This is a genomic window from Aureimonas jatrophae, from assembly GCF_900104035.1.
GTDB classification, from domain to species: domain Bacteria; phylum Pseudomonadota; class Alphaproteobacteria; order Rhizobiales; family Rhizobiaceae; genus Aureimonas; species Aureimonas jatrophae.
The window spans coordinates 1-13,204 of record NZ_FNIT01000002.1; the positions used below are offsets into that span (position 1 = coordinate 1).

Annotated in this window: 13 protein-coding genes; 4 read left to right on the forward strand and 9 right to left on the reverse strand. The window is 64.6% G+C overall.

Annotated features, from left to right (window positions below):
* Nucleotides 1–432: 432 nt before the first annotated feature.
* On the reverse strand, nucleotides 433–1,173 hold the full coding sequence (locus BLQ76_RS04535; protein WP_090669693.1) for an SDR family oxidoreductase: 741 nt from the start codon (nucleotides 1,171–1,173) through the stop codon (nucleotides 433–435).
* A gap of 192 nt (nucleotides 1,174–1,365) precedes the next feature.
* On the opposite strand from BLQ76_RS04535, the gene BLQ76_RS04540 reads away from it, so the two are divergent.
* Nucleotides 1,366–2,268: a LysR family transcriptional regulator gene (locus tag BLQ76_RS04540; protein WP_090669695.1), complete on the forward strand. Its 903-nt coding sequence runs from the start codon at nucleotides 1,366–1,368 to the stop codon at nucleotides 2,266–2,268.
* A gap of 215 nt (nucleotides 2,269–2,483) precedes the next feature.
* Here the strand turns inward: BLQ76_RS04540 and BLQ76_RS04545 are convergent, their stop codons facing one another.
* Nucleotides 2,484–2,894 carry a winged helix-turn-helix transcriptional regulator gene (locus tag BLQ76_RS04545; protein ID WP_090669698.1) on the reverse strand — a complete coding sequence of 137 codons (411 nt, stop codon included), beginning with the start codon at nucleotides 2,892–2,894 and terminating at the stop codon, nucleotides 2,484–2,486.
* 112 nt (nucleotides 2,895–3,006) lie between these two features.
* Here BLQ76_RS04545 and BLQ76_RS04550 point away from each other — a divergent pair, with 112 nt between their 5' ends.
* Nucleotides 3,007–4,020: a zinc-binding alcohol dehydrogenase family protein gene (locus BLQ76_RS04550; RefSeq protein ID WP_090669701.1), complete on the forward strand. Its 1,014-nt coding sequence runs from the start codon at nucleotides 3,007–3,009 to the stop codon at nucleotides 4,018–4,020.
* A gap of 580 nt (nucleotides 4,021–4,600) precedes the next feature.
* On the opposite strand, the gene BLQ76_RS04555 is transcribed toward BLQ76_RS04550, so the two are convergent.
* From BLQ76_RS04555 to BLQ76_RS04575, 5 genes are all read right to left on the reverse strand, one after another.
* Nucleotides 4,601–5,545: a glutathione S-transferase family protein gene (locus tag BLQ76_RS04555; RefSeq protein ID WP_090669704.1), complete on the reverse strand. Its 945-nt coding sequence runs from the start codon at nucleotides 5,543–5,545 to the stop codon at nucleotides 4,601–4,603.
* A gap of 34 nt (nucleotides 5,546–5,579) precedes the next feature.
* The gene (locus tag BLQ76_RS04560) at nucleotides 5,580–6,374 is read right to left on the reverse strand and encodes an SDR family NAD(P)-dependent oxidoreductase (protein WP_090669707.1); all 795 of its coding nucleotides are present in this window, start codon (nucleotides 6,372–6,374) and stop codon (nucleotides 5,580–5,582) included.
* Between the two features lie 2 nt (nucleotides 6,375–6,376).
* Entirely contained in the window at nucleotides 6,377–7,225 is an 849-nt protein-coding gene (locus BLQ76_RS04565) for an SDR family oxidoreductase (RefSeq protein ID WP_090669710.1), read from the reverse strand.
* A 172-nt stretch (nucleotides 7,226–7,397) separates the two neighbouring features.
* Nucleotides 7,398–8,276 (reverse strand): VOC family protein, encoded by an 879-nt coding sequence (locus BLQ76_RS04570; RefSeq protein WP_090669713.1) that lies wholly within the window; start codon nucleotides 8,274–8,276, stop codon nucleotides 7,398–7,400.
* Nucleotides 8,277–8,313: 37 nt separating this feature from the next.
* The gene (locus BLQ76_RS04575; protein ID WP_090669716.1) at nucleotides 8,314–8,739 is read right to left on the reverse strand and encodes a DoxX family protein; all 426 of its coding nucleotides are present in this window, start codon (nucleotides 8,737–8,739) and stop codon (nucleotides 8,314–8,316) included.
* A 100-nt stretch (nucleotides 8,740–8,839) separates the two neighbouring features.
* Here BLQ76_RS04575 and BLQ76_RS04580 point away from each other — a divergent pair, with 100 nt between their 5' ends.
* Nucleotides 8,840–9,763 (forward strand): LysR family transcriptional regulator, encoded by a 924-nt coding sequence (locus tag BLQ76_RS04580; protein WP_090669719.1) that lies wholly within the window; start codon nucleotides 8,840–8,842, stop codon nucleotides 9,761–9,763.
* 228 nt (nucleotides 9,764–9,991) lie between these two features.
* Here BLQ76_RS04580 and BLQ76_RS04585 read toward each other — a convergent pair whose 3' ends face one another.
* Together BLQ76_RS04585 and BLQ76_RS04590 are read right to left on the reverse strand one after the other, a co-directional pair.
* A complete protein-coding gene (locus tag BLQ76_RS04585; RefSeq protein WP_170842473.1) occupies nucleotides 9,992–10,906 on the reverse strand; it encodes a serine hydrolase domain-containing protein in 915 nt (304 codons plus the stop codon).
* Nucleotides 10,907–11,405: 499 nt separating this feature from the next.
* Nucleotides 11,406–12,038 (reverse strand): tyrosine-type recombinase/integrase, encoded by a 633-nt coding sequence (locus BLQ76_RS04590; protein ID WP_090669725.1) that lies wholly within the window; start codon nucleotides 12,036–12,038, stop codon nucleotides 11,406–11,408.
* 240 nt (nucleotides 12,039–12,278) lie between these two features.
* On the opposite strand from BLQ76_RS04590, the gene BLQ76_RS04595 reads away from it, so the two are divergent.
* Nucleotides 12,279–13,124, forward strand: coding sequence for a helix-turn-helix transcriptional regulator (locus BLQ76_RS04595; protein ID WP_090671283.1), 846 nt, complete (start codon nucleotides 12,279–12,281; stop codon nucleotides 13,122–13,124).
* The last annotated feature ends 80 nt before the right edge of the window (nucleotides 13,125–13,204 follow it).

The window sequence follows — 13,204 nt, forward strand, 5'->3', positions numbered from 1 at the left end:
CTCTTCCGGCTTGTGCTTCTTCTGTCCCATTTGGGCATCCTCCATCGGCTCGAAAGCCTACTTCAGGGAGGACCACTTTTCAGGGGGCAGACCAGGGGAGGCGGAGATGCTGAAGCGGTCCATCCGCTATCGACCCTTCATTGCCCTTCCGAGGCACCAAGCGGATTTCCGAAAGCGGTCATTCCAACGCGTGGAAAAGGTCTCGTATCTCCATCGTCGCTTGGCCATTTCGGAAAGAGGCATTCGGGAACACGTTTTGGGAAGATTTGGGCCCGGCCCGGGCTACGTCGTGGTCTGGTATCGACGTTCTCGCTAGCCGTTCCCTTTCGGGACGAGCAGGGCGAACGTCAGGCCTTCTTCAACAGTCCCCGACGGTTGTGACAGCGGACGTGACGAAGGCGGGGCACACTCCGCCCCGCCTCCTCTTGGTGTTCAAAACTGTTGAGCGGTCGGCCGGATGACGATTGCATTGATGTCGACGTCCTCGGGCTGTTCGACAGCGAACGCGATGGCGCGCGCCACCGACGCTGCTGGGATCGCCTGTTTGTAGAAGTCGAGGACCGTCTCGGCAGCCGTGCCCGAAGTCGTGAACTTCAGGTCGCTTTCGACCGCTCCGGGCTCGATCGACGTGACGCGGACCTTCTCGCCTACCTCCTGGCGCAGACCCTCGCTGATCGCGCTGACGGCGAACTTGGTGCCGGAGTAGACCGTGCCACCCGGTGCGAAGACCTTGATCCCCGCAACCGAGCTCAGGTTGATGATGTGACCGCTGCCCTGATCGAGGAAGCCGGGAAGAACTGCGGCGATGCCGTAGAGCGTGCCCCTCAGGTTGACGTCGATCATCTGGTCCCACTCGTCCGTGTTGACCTCGGCCATCGGACGAATCGGCATCAGACCGGCGTTGTTGATCAGCACGTCGAGACGGCCGAAGTGAGCTACGATCGCGGCGACGACGGACTGGATTGCCGACTTGTCGGTGACGTCGAGCGCGTAGGCACGTGCCGTGCCGCCGTTCGCGACGATCTCCGCCACGACCTCATCGAGCTTGTCCTTGCGTCGTGCAGCGATGGCGACCTTCGCACCCCGTTCAGCAAGAAGTCGGGCGGTCTCAGCGCCGATGCCGGTGCTGCCGCCGGTGATGAGGACGACCTTGTCTTCGATGCCCTTGGTCATTGCCATGTTCCCTTCGAGTCGGATTTCAGCTTGCGCCGGATCGTGGCTCCGCCTCAGCGATCGCCACGTTGATGCGCATCTGAGCCTTCATGTTCGCGGCGTCCGTCGCCGATGGGAGGGAGATGGGCACGGCCGCAATATTCGAGAAATTTATATTATTGATTTGAGATATGCGGCCTACATGATGACTGCATGCGCTATGACCTGAACCTGCTGCCGATATTCATCGCCTTGATGGAGGAGCGCAGCGTCACACGGGCGGCCGGGCGCTTGGGCATGACCCAGCCGGCGCCGTCCAACGCCCTGTCCCGCCTCCGTCTCATGCTTCAGGATCAGTTGTTCGTCCGTGAGCGCTACGGCGTCCAGCCGACGCCGGTCGCGCTCGAACTCGCGCCACGGATCACCGAGGCGCTCGCGCAGCTCGACGATGTGGTCCTTGGCCAACAAGCCTTCGATCCAAAGCAGGCGGAACGGCTCTTCACCATCGCGCCGAACGGCTATGCCGAGTTCGTCCTCGTCCCCGCTGTTGTGGCGCGGCTGCAGAAGGTTGCGCCCGGCATCCGGCTCCACCTGACGCCGTACGGCAACGATCTCGCCGAAACGGGTGTCGTTTCCGGAACGACGGCCCTCGTATTGGGTCGCATCGTCGACCCGCCCGACAACCTCGTCGTTCAGCACCTGATGGACGAAGGGTTCGCATGCGCCGTACGCGCCGACCATCCGAACGTCGCCGATGCCTTGACGCGTGAGCAGTTCGAGACAATGAAGCACGTCAACATCGTGCCGCCAGGACGGATGCGTGCGGGGCTGTTCCAGGCGCTGGCCCAGCAGCAACTGAAGCGCGACGTAGCGATCTCCGTGACCAACTTCTTCGCGGTCGCCGAGATGGTGGCGGTGACCGACTATTGCGCCACCCTACCCTCGCTCATCTGCAAGCGGCTGATGCAGGAGCCTCGGCTGAAGATCCTGCCGGCCCCGGTCGACCTCGGCAGCTTCCCCGTCGAGATGGCTTGGCACGTTCGTTATAGACATGACCCAGCGCACCGCTGGCTGAGGTCGCTGATCGGCGAGGTCATCACCGACCTCAACGCTTGAGCTTTTCCGCTTCACCATCTTTTGCGGGAAAGCCCCTCACGATCTCGAATGGCAGCTTATTGCTAGCTTCATTACGAGAGCGGATTGGGAGCTTTCCACCCTTCTGAGGCGATCGGCGCCCGGGGGAAACGGACGTGTCGAAGCAGTCCGTCCGCTATCGCTCCTCCGCAAATATTTGCAGCCCGTCTGTGCGCACCCGCAAGCGGTCCTCCCGCTCAGGCGGCTTGGCGTCCCTCCTCGCCCTTTTCGTTCGCCACCCCTTCCGCGGGCGAGGCGTGCTTCGGCTTGCCGTAGAGGCCGAGATTGGCGTCGCCCCATCCCTTCAAAGCGAGGAGGATTGGCTCCATCGTCCGCCCGAGTGGCGAGAGGCTGTACTCGACCTTCGGTGGCACCTGGGCATAGACCTTTCGCTGCACCAATCCGTCCTCCTCCAGCTCCCGGAGCTGGTTGGTCAGCATGCGCGGCGTCACGTTCGCGATCTGCCTTCGGATCTCGCCAAAGCGGAGCGTGCCTGACAGAAGGTGAAACAGGATCACCGACTTCCACTTGCCGTCGATCAAGCCGACAGCCGCTTCCACCGAACAGCCAGGACTGCAATCGAACCGCGAGAACCTGGCCTTCGCCATGACGGTATCCTTTTCGACACTATGGGCTGCGTTTGTGCGTATTGAGATCGCATGAGCCTACAGCCAAGTTCTGCCCGTCTCAACAAGCGAAGCGGCAGCAGGAGCACGCATCATGAAGGCCATCGGCTACAAGACGCCCGGAGCGATCGATCGACCGGACGCGCTGGAGGACATCGAACTCCCCCGGCCCGTTCCGACCGGGCGCGATCTCCTCGTCGCGGTCAGGGCCGTCTCGGTGAACCCGGTCGACACCAAGGTCCGCAGCAGCGCGCGGCCGACCGTTGACGGTTGGAAGGTGCTAGGCTGGGACGCGGTCGGGCAGGTCGTCGAAGTCGGCGACGAGGTTGTCGGCTTCAAGCCCGGCGATGAGGTGTTCTACGCCGGTTCGATCGCCCGCCCGGGGAGCAACAGCGAGTTCCATCTCGTCGACGAGCGCATCGTCGGGTCAAAGCCGGCATCGCTGTCGGATGCCGAGGCCGCCGCCCTGCCGCTGACGGCCCTCACCGCCTGGGAGATGCTGTTCGACCGGATCGACGTTGCCAGGCCGGTCCCCGGCGCAGCGAACGCAGTCCTGATCGTCGGCGGCGCCGGTGGCGTCGGTTCGATCGCCATCCAGCTCGCCCGTGCGCTCACCCAGCTCACCGTCATCGCGACCGCATCGCGGCCCGAGACCGAAGCCTGGGTGCGCGAGCTCGGAGCCCACCACGTGATCGACCATTCCCGGCCCTTGGCCGAACAGGTCGCGGCCCTCGAAATCGGCGCCCCCGCCTTCGTCTTCTCGACGACCGAGACGACCCGACACCTATCCGAGATCGTCGAACTCATCGCTCCGCAGGGCCGCTTCGGCCTCATCGACGATCCCGACGCCCTCGACGTCACCCCGTTCAAGCGCAAAGCTGTCTCGATCCACTGGGAGCTGATGTTCACCCGCTCGATCTTCCAGACGGCCGACATGGGCGAACAGGGTCGGATCCTCGGCCAAGTCGCGCAGCTTGCGGACGAGGGCCGCATCCGCACCACCGCAACGAGCACGCTGACGCCTATCAACGCCGCGAACCTGCGTCAGGCACACGCCCTCCTCGAGAGCGGCAGGGCGCGGGGCAAGGTCGTGCTCGAGGGCTTCTGAAGTCGGACGGAAAGTTCGATACCCGCGCAGGACCGAACCGGGCCCCGGCCGCGTCTCGACCTGACTTTGCTGACAGCAGGCGGGATGCTCTTGCTGGGTCGCTCAGTTCGGAAGGCAATTGAACAAATGACGATGCGTGGGATACCGGCAGGTCGCTACTGTCCGCTTCCCACGCGATCGATCTCGGAAGCGGACAGACCGCTTTCCACCCAAAGCTGCCGGGCCGTTGCCCGAGAGGGTTACGCCGATCGCCAGCAAGGACGCGAGCGTCCGGAAGCGGTCTGACCGCTATCGACCCTTTTCAGACGCTGCCAACCTACTTTCTCCGTTCCCGAAGCTGCCGTTCGCTTCGATCCATCCTTCTTTCGTGCCGCGGCTGAACTACCCTAGCTGGGAAGAGGCAGTCTCGACGACCGGATCCGCAATCTCCACGGATCCGGAAGCGTCCCGATCCTGACTGACCGATCGGGTTTCGTCCCGTTGATTGGCTACGACCCCTCCCAACTGAACGGTCGGTCGCAGCAGTGCTGCGGTTGCGAGGAGCACCCGTGGCCGCGCTTCGGGAACTCTGGGACACCCCTCAGGCTGCCCAGGGCAGCTCAGGACCGATCGGCACGATGCCAGTCGGGTTGAGAGCCTTGACCGAATAGTATCCGCGCTTGATGTGATCGAGACTGACCGTCTCCCGGACGCCGGGTAGACCGAGGAAGCTCGTCAGGTAGCGGCTCAGGCTGGGATAGTCGGCGATGCGACGGACGTTGCACTTGAAGAGCCCATGATAGGCTGCGTCGAAGCGCACCAGCGTCACGAAGAGGCGCACGTCCGCCTCGGTCACTTCGTCGCCGAACAGGAAGCTGCGACCGTCGGCGAGCCGTCTCTCTAGGACGTCCAGCATGTCGAACACGTCGACGACGGCCTCGTCGTAGGCGACCTGTGTGGTCGCGAAGCCGGCGCGATACACGCCGTTGTTGAGCTTGGGGTAGATCTCGTCGTTCAGAGCATCGATCTGCTCACGCAGTTGCGTCGGGTACAGATCGATCGAAGCGTCGGCGAGGTCGCCAAAGCCCGAGTTCATCATCCGCAGGATCTCCGCGGACTCGTTGCTGACGATCGTGCCGCTCTTCTTGTCCCAGAGAACCGGCACTGTGGCTCGTCCCGAAACGGCCGGGTCGGCACGGGTGTAGATCTCGTGAAGGTAGATCGCGCCGTTCACGGGGTCCTGCTCTTCACCGAAGCGCCAGCCTTCGTCCGAGAGCTCCGGATCGAGCACCGAGACGCTCACCACGTCGTCGAGCTTCTTCAGCTTGCGACCGATCAACGTCCGGGACGCCCACGGGCAGATCAGCGCGACGTAGAGATGGTAGCGGCCAGCCTCCACCTCGAAGCCGCCTTCGCCCGTCGGTCCGGGGCTGCCGTCCGGTGTGATCCAGTTGCGGAAGCTGGACGTCTGGCGGACGAAGCCGCCCTTCTCGTCCTTGGCCTGAACTGGCTGCCAGTCGGCAACCCACTTTCCGTTCATGAGCATGGGTCGCTTCCCCGTTTCCTGCTTCGTCTGGTGCTCAGGCGATGCTTTCCACGGTCCCGCCGTCCACCCGCAGGGCCGAGCCCGTCGTGGCGCTGGCCTGCGCTGACGCGAGGTAGACGCTCATCGCCGCCACCTCGTCCGGGTCCGCAAAGCGTCCGAGGAGGTTGGAGGGACGGTTCTCCTGCAGGAACAGCGCCTCCATCTCGTCCGCCTCGACGCCGCGCTCGGTGGCAAGGGCCCGCAGCATCTCGACCGCGCCTTCCGTGCGCGTGGGACCGGGAAGGATGCTGTTGACGGTGACGCCACTGCCGGCCAGAACCTTGGCAAGGCCCCGCGAGACACCCTGGACCGCCGCCTTGCTGACGCCGTAGTGGACCATCTCCACCGGGATGTTCAGCGCCGACTCGCTCGACACGAACTGGATGCGGCCCCATCCGCGGTCTCGCATGCCCTTGGCATAGTGGCGAGCAAGGCGCACGCCGCTCATGACGTTGACCGAGAGGACCTCCTCCCACTCGGCGTCAGAGATGTCGAAGAAGTCGCGGGCGCCGTAGATGCCGAGATTGTTCACGAGGATGTCGGCCTCCGGAACGGCCGCGACCAGGACGGCGCAGCCTTTTGCGGTGCCCGCATCCGCGGCGACACCGCGGATGCGGGCCCGGTCCGTGGCGCCGCCCAGCTTCGCCAGGGCGGCGTCGACGCTTGTCTGCGAGCGTCCGACGATGGTGACGTCGGCGCCTGCCCGGGCCAGGCCGGCGGCGATGGCGAAGCCAATGCCTCCGGTCGAGCCCGTGACGACAGCGGTTCTGCTGCTCAGGTCGATGTTCATGGCTATGCGGCGAGCTGTGCGCGGACCGCATCGGCGAGCGGCGTGGTCGGGCGGCCGATCAGCTTCGAGAGTTGGCGACCGTGATCGAACAGGGCGTCGTTCGAGGCGTCCACGTCCCAGGCGGCCAGTCCTTCCGCGAACATCTCCGGCAAGCCGGCCTGCTTCAGGATGCCGGCATACTCGGCCTGGGACAGGTTGCGGTAGGGAATGTCACGGCCGGTCTGGCGCGAGATCTCCGCGGCGAGGTCCGCAAGCGTCACCGCGTCGTCGCCGGCCAGCTCATAGGTTCGGCCCTCGTGGCCCTCGCTGGTCAGCACGGTTGCCGCCGCTTCCGCGTAGTCGGCACGTGTCGCAAGCGACAGTCGGCCCTCTCCGGCGCTGCCGACGAACGCGCCGTTCGCGAGCGCTGGGGGGATCGAGGCGGTGTAGTTCTCCGTGTACCATCCGTTGCGCAGGATCGTCGCAGGAATGCCGGAGGACGCCAGCAGCGCCTCGGTCGCACGGTGCTCCGTGCCGAGGCTGATGGGCGAGCGATCGGCATGCAGCAGGCTGGTATAGACGATGCGCTTGACGCCCGCCGTCTTGGCGGCCTCGATCACGTTGCGATGCTGCGCCTCGCGCTGTCCGACTTCGCTCGACGAGATCAGGAGCAGCGTGTCGATCCCCGCAAGAGCCGGAGCGAGCGTGTCGGGACGGGCATATTCGAAGACGCGGGCCTCGACGCCCAACTCCCTGGCCTTCTCGGGCGAGCGCACCAGCGCGACGATCGGCTCGGCGCCAGACTTGGCCTGAAGGCTTCGAACGACGAGGCGGCCGAGCTGGCCGGTGGCTCCGGTGATGCCGATGGTCATGACGATTCTCCGTGATGGTGATGGTCGTTGGTGGTGATTCAGGTCGACTGGACCGGGACCTCTAGGGTCCCGGCAACAGACCGTAGCGTCAGCGCCCAAGGCCTGGGTCGGCTCGGTCGGACACGCCCCGCGCATTCGAAACCCGTGGCGCATGCGGAAGCCGTCCCGGGCTTCAGCCGGCGGTGAGAGTGATCGCGGTGTTCCAGGGGTCGCGAACCGTCAGGCGCGATGGCTCGTCGACATCCATCCGATCGGCCAAGCGTCCCCGGGTCGCCTCAAGGACATCGCGGGCCGTCTCGATCTCGACATGCGACAGACCCGTCGACAGGTCGGTCCGGGGCAGCGCGCCGCGGCTATTCCAGATGTTGGCGGCGAGCTGGTGGTGGTATCCGCCCGTCCCGAAGAAATGGGCGCCGGGGTAGCGGTTCGTCAGATCGAAGCCGAGGAGATCGCCGTAGAAACCCTCAGCACGGACGAGGTCGCCGACCTGGAGATGGACGTGCCCGACGATGCCGCCGTCTGGGAACCCGGACCATGCCCTACCGGCGCCCGAGCGCATCAGATCCTGCATGTCGATGGGATCGGACGACATGCGGATCGTGTCGCCATCCCAGGACCACTGTGAACTCGGGCGATCGACGTAGATCTCGATCCCGTTGCCTTCGGGATCGGCGAGGTAGAGCGCCTCGCTCACCAGGTGGTCGGCCGCCCCCTGGACGGGGATGGACTGTCTCGCGACGAAGTTCACCCATGCCCCGAGGTCGGCCCGCTCGGGCAGCAGAAAGGCTACATGGAAGAGCCCGGCCTCCCGCGGCGAGCGAAGCCTGGCGGAAGGCTCGTGACGCAGCTCGAGGAGCGTCTTGCCGTTCACCCCAAGGCCCACCGTGTTCCCGGCGCGCCCCGTGTCCTCCAGGCCGATGACCTTGCGGTAGAAGTCGGCGACGCGGTCGAGGTCGTGCACGACGAGCGTGATCTTCGAGATCCTGTGCGGGTCTGCTGTCAGCACGGGATCGATCGAGGCGATCGGGCGCGTCTGTGTGGCGGTGGTCATGACGGGCTCCTCGGGACGGAGAGGCAGGCGTTGGTCGTCAATGCGTCGCGGTGCTGCGAAGGGTGGACGGGGTCAGGCGAAGGGCGTAGGCGCCCTCGCCCAGGAGAGCGACCCCAAGCAGTCCGACGATCCAAAGCGCGAGAAATTCCCATCCGCCGTTCGGGTTGGTGAAGAAGAAGCCGGCCGGGCCGTGAACGGTGGCAATGGCACCCAGCAGGATCGGGATGAGCGCCAAGGCGGCGAGCCGGCTGTACACGCCGGCGATCAAGGCGACGGCGCCCACGATCTCGACGACGATGACGAGATAGGCGAGCGGGCCGGGAAGGCCGAGGCTTTGGAAGAACTGGGCCGTGCCGGCTGGCGTGAAGACGAAGACCTTCAGGCCAGCATGGGCGAGGAACAGGATCCCCAGCGCAACGCGCAGAAGTGTGGCGGCATAGGGTGCTGTGCGGGTGTCGATCATGTCCGGAACTCCAGCGTTTGACCTGCTCTATGTGCCCCGTGCCAACTTGTTCGATAATCCGGCTACGATGCATAACAGCTCACACTCGAGGAGTGAGTTGATGCTGGACAAGTTCACGGGACTACAGGTCTTCGCTCGCGTGGCCGCACTCGGCAGCCTGTCCGGCGCGGCTCGCTCGCTCGGCATGTCGCAGACCATGGCCACCAAGCACATGGCGGCCTTAGAGGAACGGCTCGGCGTCAAGGTCCTCCATCGCACGACACGTCGCATCACGTTGACGGAGGCGGGTCGCCGCTACCTCGAAAGCGCCGAGCGTATCCTCGCCGAAGTCGAGGAAGCGGATGCCGCGGCCATGGCCGAGCGCGTCGAGGTGACGGGTGTCCTGCGTGTTAACGCGCCCGTGTCGTTCGGCGTGCGTGCTCTCGCCCCGCTGCTTCCGGCCTTCGCCGAGCTCAATCCCTCCCTTGTCGTCGATCTCGGGCTGAACGACCGGACCATCGACCTCGTCGAGGAAGGGTGGGACCTCGCTATCCGGATCGGGCGTATCCGGGACCAGTCGCTCGTCGCCCGCAGGCTGGCGCCTTGCCACCTGCTTCTGGCCGCCTCACCGGAGTATCTGCGCACGCACGGCACGCCCCGGACAGTCGCGGACCTCAGCACTCACAACTGCCTCGGTTACACGCTGTCGAGCACGCTCGGTCCCCGAAGCTGGGCGTTCGAGACGGACGGCAGCCACGCCGTTCCCATCCAAGGCAACCTACGCGCCAACAACGGCGACGTGCTGGTCGCAGCAGCTCTGGCCGGACAGGGGCTCGTCTACGAGCCAACCTTCCTGGTCGGCGACGCCATCCGGTCCGGCAAGCTTTGCAGGGTCATCCTCGATCGTCCCTTGCTGGAGCTGCCTGGCGTCTACGCGGTCTACGCCGCCAACCGCCGCCCTCCCGCCAAGGTCCGCGCCTTCATCGACTTTCTGGTCGACCGGTTCGGACCGACCCCGCCTTGGGACCGGGACCTGACGAATTGAGCACAGCCTTCAGGCTTCGCGCCAACCCGGCGATACCCGTATCGACCGGCATGTCCGATCGTTGCTGCAACGGCGGCTTTGGCGGCGAGTTGAACCGTAAGCGGACCGGAAGCTTTCCACCCCGTCAGGTCTCCGGCAGTCATGAAAGCGGACGCCCGGAAGCGGCCCATGTGCTTCCGATCCACTTGGGACACTTAGGGCGTTTCGGGAAACGCTCGAAACCGGTCGTCAGAACGCGCAGGCGACGTCGGTCGCCTCGCCGAGCGCGACCACGAAGCCGAGCATCGAGGCGATGAGGTCCGGCCGCCGATCCCGTTCCGCCACAAAGCCCCCCAGCGCGATGCCCAAGGCTGGAACGTAGAGGGCTGCCGTTCCCCAGTAGCCGACATGGCCATACACTTCGAAACCGCCTGCGCAGATCGCCATCACGCCAAGGCGATACCCGTCGTCGCGTTCGGCCCCTGTCGGCGCGAGCATCTCGGCCAAGGTCGTCTCCTGCCGCAGAACCCTGCCTTCGAACAGGGCCGCGGTCAGACCCCCTAAGTCGCGAACCGACACGACCAGTCCGCCGCCACCGTAGGCATCCACACTTGGGTGCAGATCGGTCACGTCGCGGCCATGAACGAACTGGCGGCGACGGGGTTCGGCATCGACGTGCGGGACCTCCGCGCCTTCCCACCAGGTCGCACGCAGCCCGTGCCGCTCGAAACCCAACTCGTCACGGACCGTCGCAGCCAACGAGCGACCGCTCACCCGCTCGATCACCTCGCGCAAGAGGACGTAGCCCGTATCGGAGTAGTGATAGACAGCGCCCGGCTCCCCGATCGGCTTGGCAAGCGATGCGCCGATCTGGACTTGCTCCATCCGCGTCCATGCACGCGAAGGGTCCTCGAACGCGGCTGCGAGATAGTTCGGATCGTCGGTGTGGTCGGCCAAGCCGGACGAGTGGGCGAGAAGGTGGCGGATCGTGATCCGCTCGCAGCAGAATCCTGCGGACTGAAGGCACTGGTATGTCGCCCTATCGAGGTGATCGCTGATCGCATCGTCGAGGCAGAGCTTTCCCGCCTCGGCAAGTCGTAGAACGGTCGCGGCCGTGAACGTCTTGGTGTTGCTGGCAACGCGGAACGGCGTGTCCAACGTCATCGCGGGGTCGTCATGGACACGCCCTGCGGATGTGAGGCCGATCGGCACGTCCACGCCCTTGCCACACAGATAGATCGCCGATGCGGACGATGGATCGGATAGGAGCGTTTCGAAGTGTCTTGCCAAAAAGGCTTGGCCGATCATGGTCCCCATTCCGCTCGTGGCAGCTTCCGAACATCCGTGATCGATAGCCGCCTGATCGCCTTCTCTCACCCGGCCTACAGGTCGCCGATCTCGTCCTCTGAGAACCAAAGGCTCGGCAGGACCGTGATCGCCGACTGTTACCGCGATCGAGCAAGGCACGCCGGCGTTGTCCCTGCGGATCATGAGGCTGAACGTACCGTTCCCCGATCGATCCGGCCACCAACTATGTCCGCTTCTCAACCCTGCGCTCGAAAAGCGGACAGGCAGGTTTCCACCCAGTCCAGCAGTTGGAACGGCCGCCGTCGAGTCCTGAAAGCGGCCGTTCCGCACCAGCCTGAACCGGCGTAGTCGAAGGCTACACTTCGGTACCCTCAGCCAACGTCAAGGCGTCCTCAACATCGACACCGAGATAGCGGACCGTGCTCTCGATCTTCGTGTCGCCGAGCAAAATCTGGACCGCTCGCAGGTTGCCGGTCGCCTTATAGATGATCGACGCCTTTGTCCGACGCAGCGAGTGCGTGCCGTAGTCCTCCTTCCGCAAGCCGATCGCCGTCACCCACTCGTCGACGAGCCGGGCATACTGCCGGGTGCTCAGATGCGTCGCGCGGTCGACGCGGCTCGGGAAGGCATAGTCGTCGACCGTACCGCCGCGACGCTCCAGCCATGTTTGTAGGCTTGCCCGTGCAGCATCCAACAGTTCGAACTGGACGGGACGCTTCGTTTTGCGCTGGACCACGATTGCGCGTGCCCGGATGCGTCCGCCTGAGACCAGGTCTCCGATCTTGACCTTTACGACGTCGCAGCCTCGCAGCTTGCTGTCGATGGCGAGATCGAAAAGAGCGCGGTCCCGCAACCGTCCCTCATGGTCGAGCCAGAAGCGGATGGCCCAAACTTGTGGCGCCTTCAGCGCGCGCTTGGCACCGACCATGCGGCCTGCGTTCCATGCTTTGCGTCCACTACCAGTCGGATCGAATGTCGTATGTCCCATTGTCGTTCTCCCATGGCTAGAACGGCCGATAGGATTGTGCGACAGAGAGCGTGCCGCCGGATGCTTCCCCAGAAGGGTCGGGCCGAAAGCGGACGGGCAGTTTCAGGAGTGATCACATCAAAAGCTGCCGTTCTACAGACGGCGCTATCAGGGTCATTTGAGCCCAATCGATTGGCTGGCAAACTGAGTTGACGAGCGGTGGGGCATGCCATTCGAACGTGAATGTCGTACGATTTCCTGATGTCGAGCGCCCTTAGAATTGCTCAAGGGAAATTTGGCCGCGTCGCGCTGTTGGACATGAATCGTCCCCTCGTGCGTCACGCTCATCCTCATTGCCACGTCCTATTGAAGGTCGAGGGTGCGGATACACAATTCTCGGTGCGCGACGATCTCGTTCCTTTGACGAACGAAAGTGCCGTCCTCGTTAACGCGTGGGAACCACATGCCTATGCGCATGACCCACGCCGCCCGCCGACGATCATCCTTGCACTCTACATCGAGCCGCGATGGCTCGCGGAATTCAGGCCGAACTGGACCGCGAGCGGCAGACCCGGCTTCTTCGCTCAGGCCACCGGCGCCATCACGCCTCGCATTCGGGCGCTCACCGACGACATGGCCCGAGCTATGGTCACCGAGCCGGCGGCGCAGACCCTTCACGAGACGTTCTTGTCGGATCTGATGATCGCGGTGATCGAGCGCTTCACGCCATGGCGCGAAACAGCGGTGTCGCTCAGAAATCTGGCGAGAGGGCCGAGCGTCGATCACCGTATCCGCACGGTCGCCGCCCAGATCGATGCGGACCCAGGCGCAATACGCCAGATCGATGATCTGATTGCTGCGACTCATGTTTCGCGTGCGCAGTTCTTTCGCTTGTTTGAAGCTTCTATGGGCGTTTCGCCCCGGGTCTATCTCAACGCCGCGCGATTGGAGCGGGCTGTCCAAGCTGTTTCGGGCAGCGAGGCGCACCTGTCTGCGATCAGCGAAAGCCTCGGCTTCTCCGTTCCCGCGCATTTCTCGCGTTTCTTTCACGACCATGCAGGGTCGTCGCCGTCGGGATTTCGTGCCGTGACGCGAAAGCCCGTCTGATTTTGAGACTCCTCGGTAAGCCGTGAGACCGGGTGGGATCGTGGCACCCTACCGTCCCCCCTAGGCTCGCCTCTCATACG

What these genes read in the sequence shown, in the direction of transcription:
- BLQ76_RS04535 (WP_090669693.1), bottom strand. Translation starts at nt 1,173, where the DNA reads ATGACCAAGGGCATCGAAGACAAGGTCGTCCTCATCACCGGCGGCAGC.
- BLQ76_RS04540 (WP_090669695.1), top strand. Translation starts at nt 1,366, where the DNA reads ATGCGCTATGACCTGAACCTGCTGCCGATATTCATCGCCTTGATGGAG.
- BLQ76_RS04545 (WP_090669698.1), bottom strand. Translation starts at nt 2,894, where the DNA reads ATGGCGAAGGCCAGGTTCTCGCGGTTCGATTGCAGTCCTGGCTGTTCG.
- BLQ76_RS04550 (WP_090669701.1), top strand. Translation starts at nt 3,007, where the DNA reads ATGAAGGCCATCGGCTACAAGACGCCCGGAGCGATCGATCGACCGGAC.
- BLQ76_RS04555 (WP_090669704.1), bottom strand. Translation starts at nt 5,545, where the DNA reads ATGCTCATGAACGGAAAGTGGGTTGCCGACTGGCAGCCAGTTCAGGCC.
- BLQ76_RS04560 (WP_090669707.1), bottom strand. Translation starts at nt 6,374, where the DNA reads ATGAACATCGACCTGAGCAGCAGAACCGCTGTCGTCACGGGCTCGACC.
- BLQ76_RS04565 (WP_090669710.1), bottom strand. Translation starts at nt 7,225, where the DNA reads ATGACCATCGGCATCACCGGAGCCACCGGCCAGCTCGGCCGCCTCGTC.
- BLQ76_RS04570 (WP_090669713.1), bottom strand. Translation starts at nt 8,276, where the DNA reads ATGACCACCGCCACACAGACGCGCCCGATCGCCTCGATCGATCCCGTG.
- BLQ76_RS04575 (WP_090669716.1), bottom strand. Translation starts at nt 8,739, where the DNA reads ATGATCGACACCCGCACAGCACCCTATGCCGCCACACTTCTGCGCGTT.
- BLQ76_RS04580 (WP_090669719.1), top strand. Translation starts at nt 8,840, where the DNA reads ATGCTGGACAAGTTCACGGGACTACAGGTCTTCGCTCGCGTGGCCGCA.
- BLQ76_RS04585 (WP_170842473.1), bottom strand. Translation starts at nt 10,906, where the DNA reads ATGACGTTGGACACGCCGTTCCGCGTTGCCAGCAACACCAAGACGTTC.
- BLQ76_RS04590 (WP_090669725.1), bottom strand. Translation starts at nt 12,038, where the DNA reads ATGGGACATACGACATTCGATCCGACTGGTAGTGGACGCAAAGCATGG.
- BLQ76_RS04595 (WP_090671283.1), top strand. Translation starts at nt 12,279, where the DNA reads ATGTCGAGCGCCCTTAGAATTGCTCAAGGGAAATTTGGCCGCGTCGCG.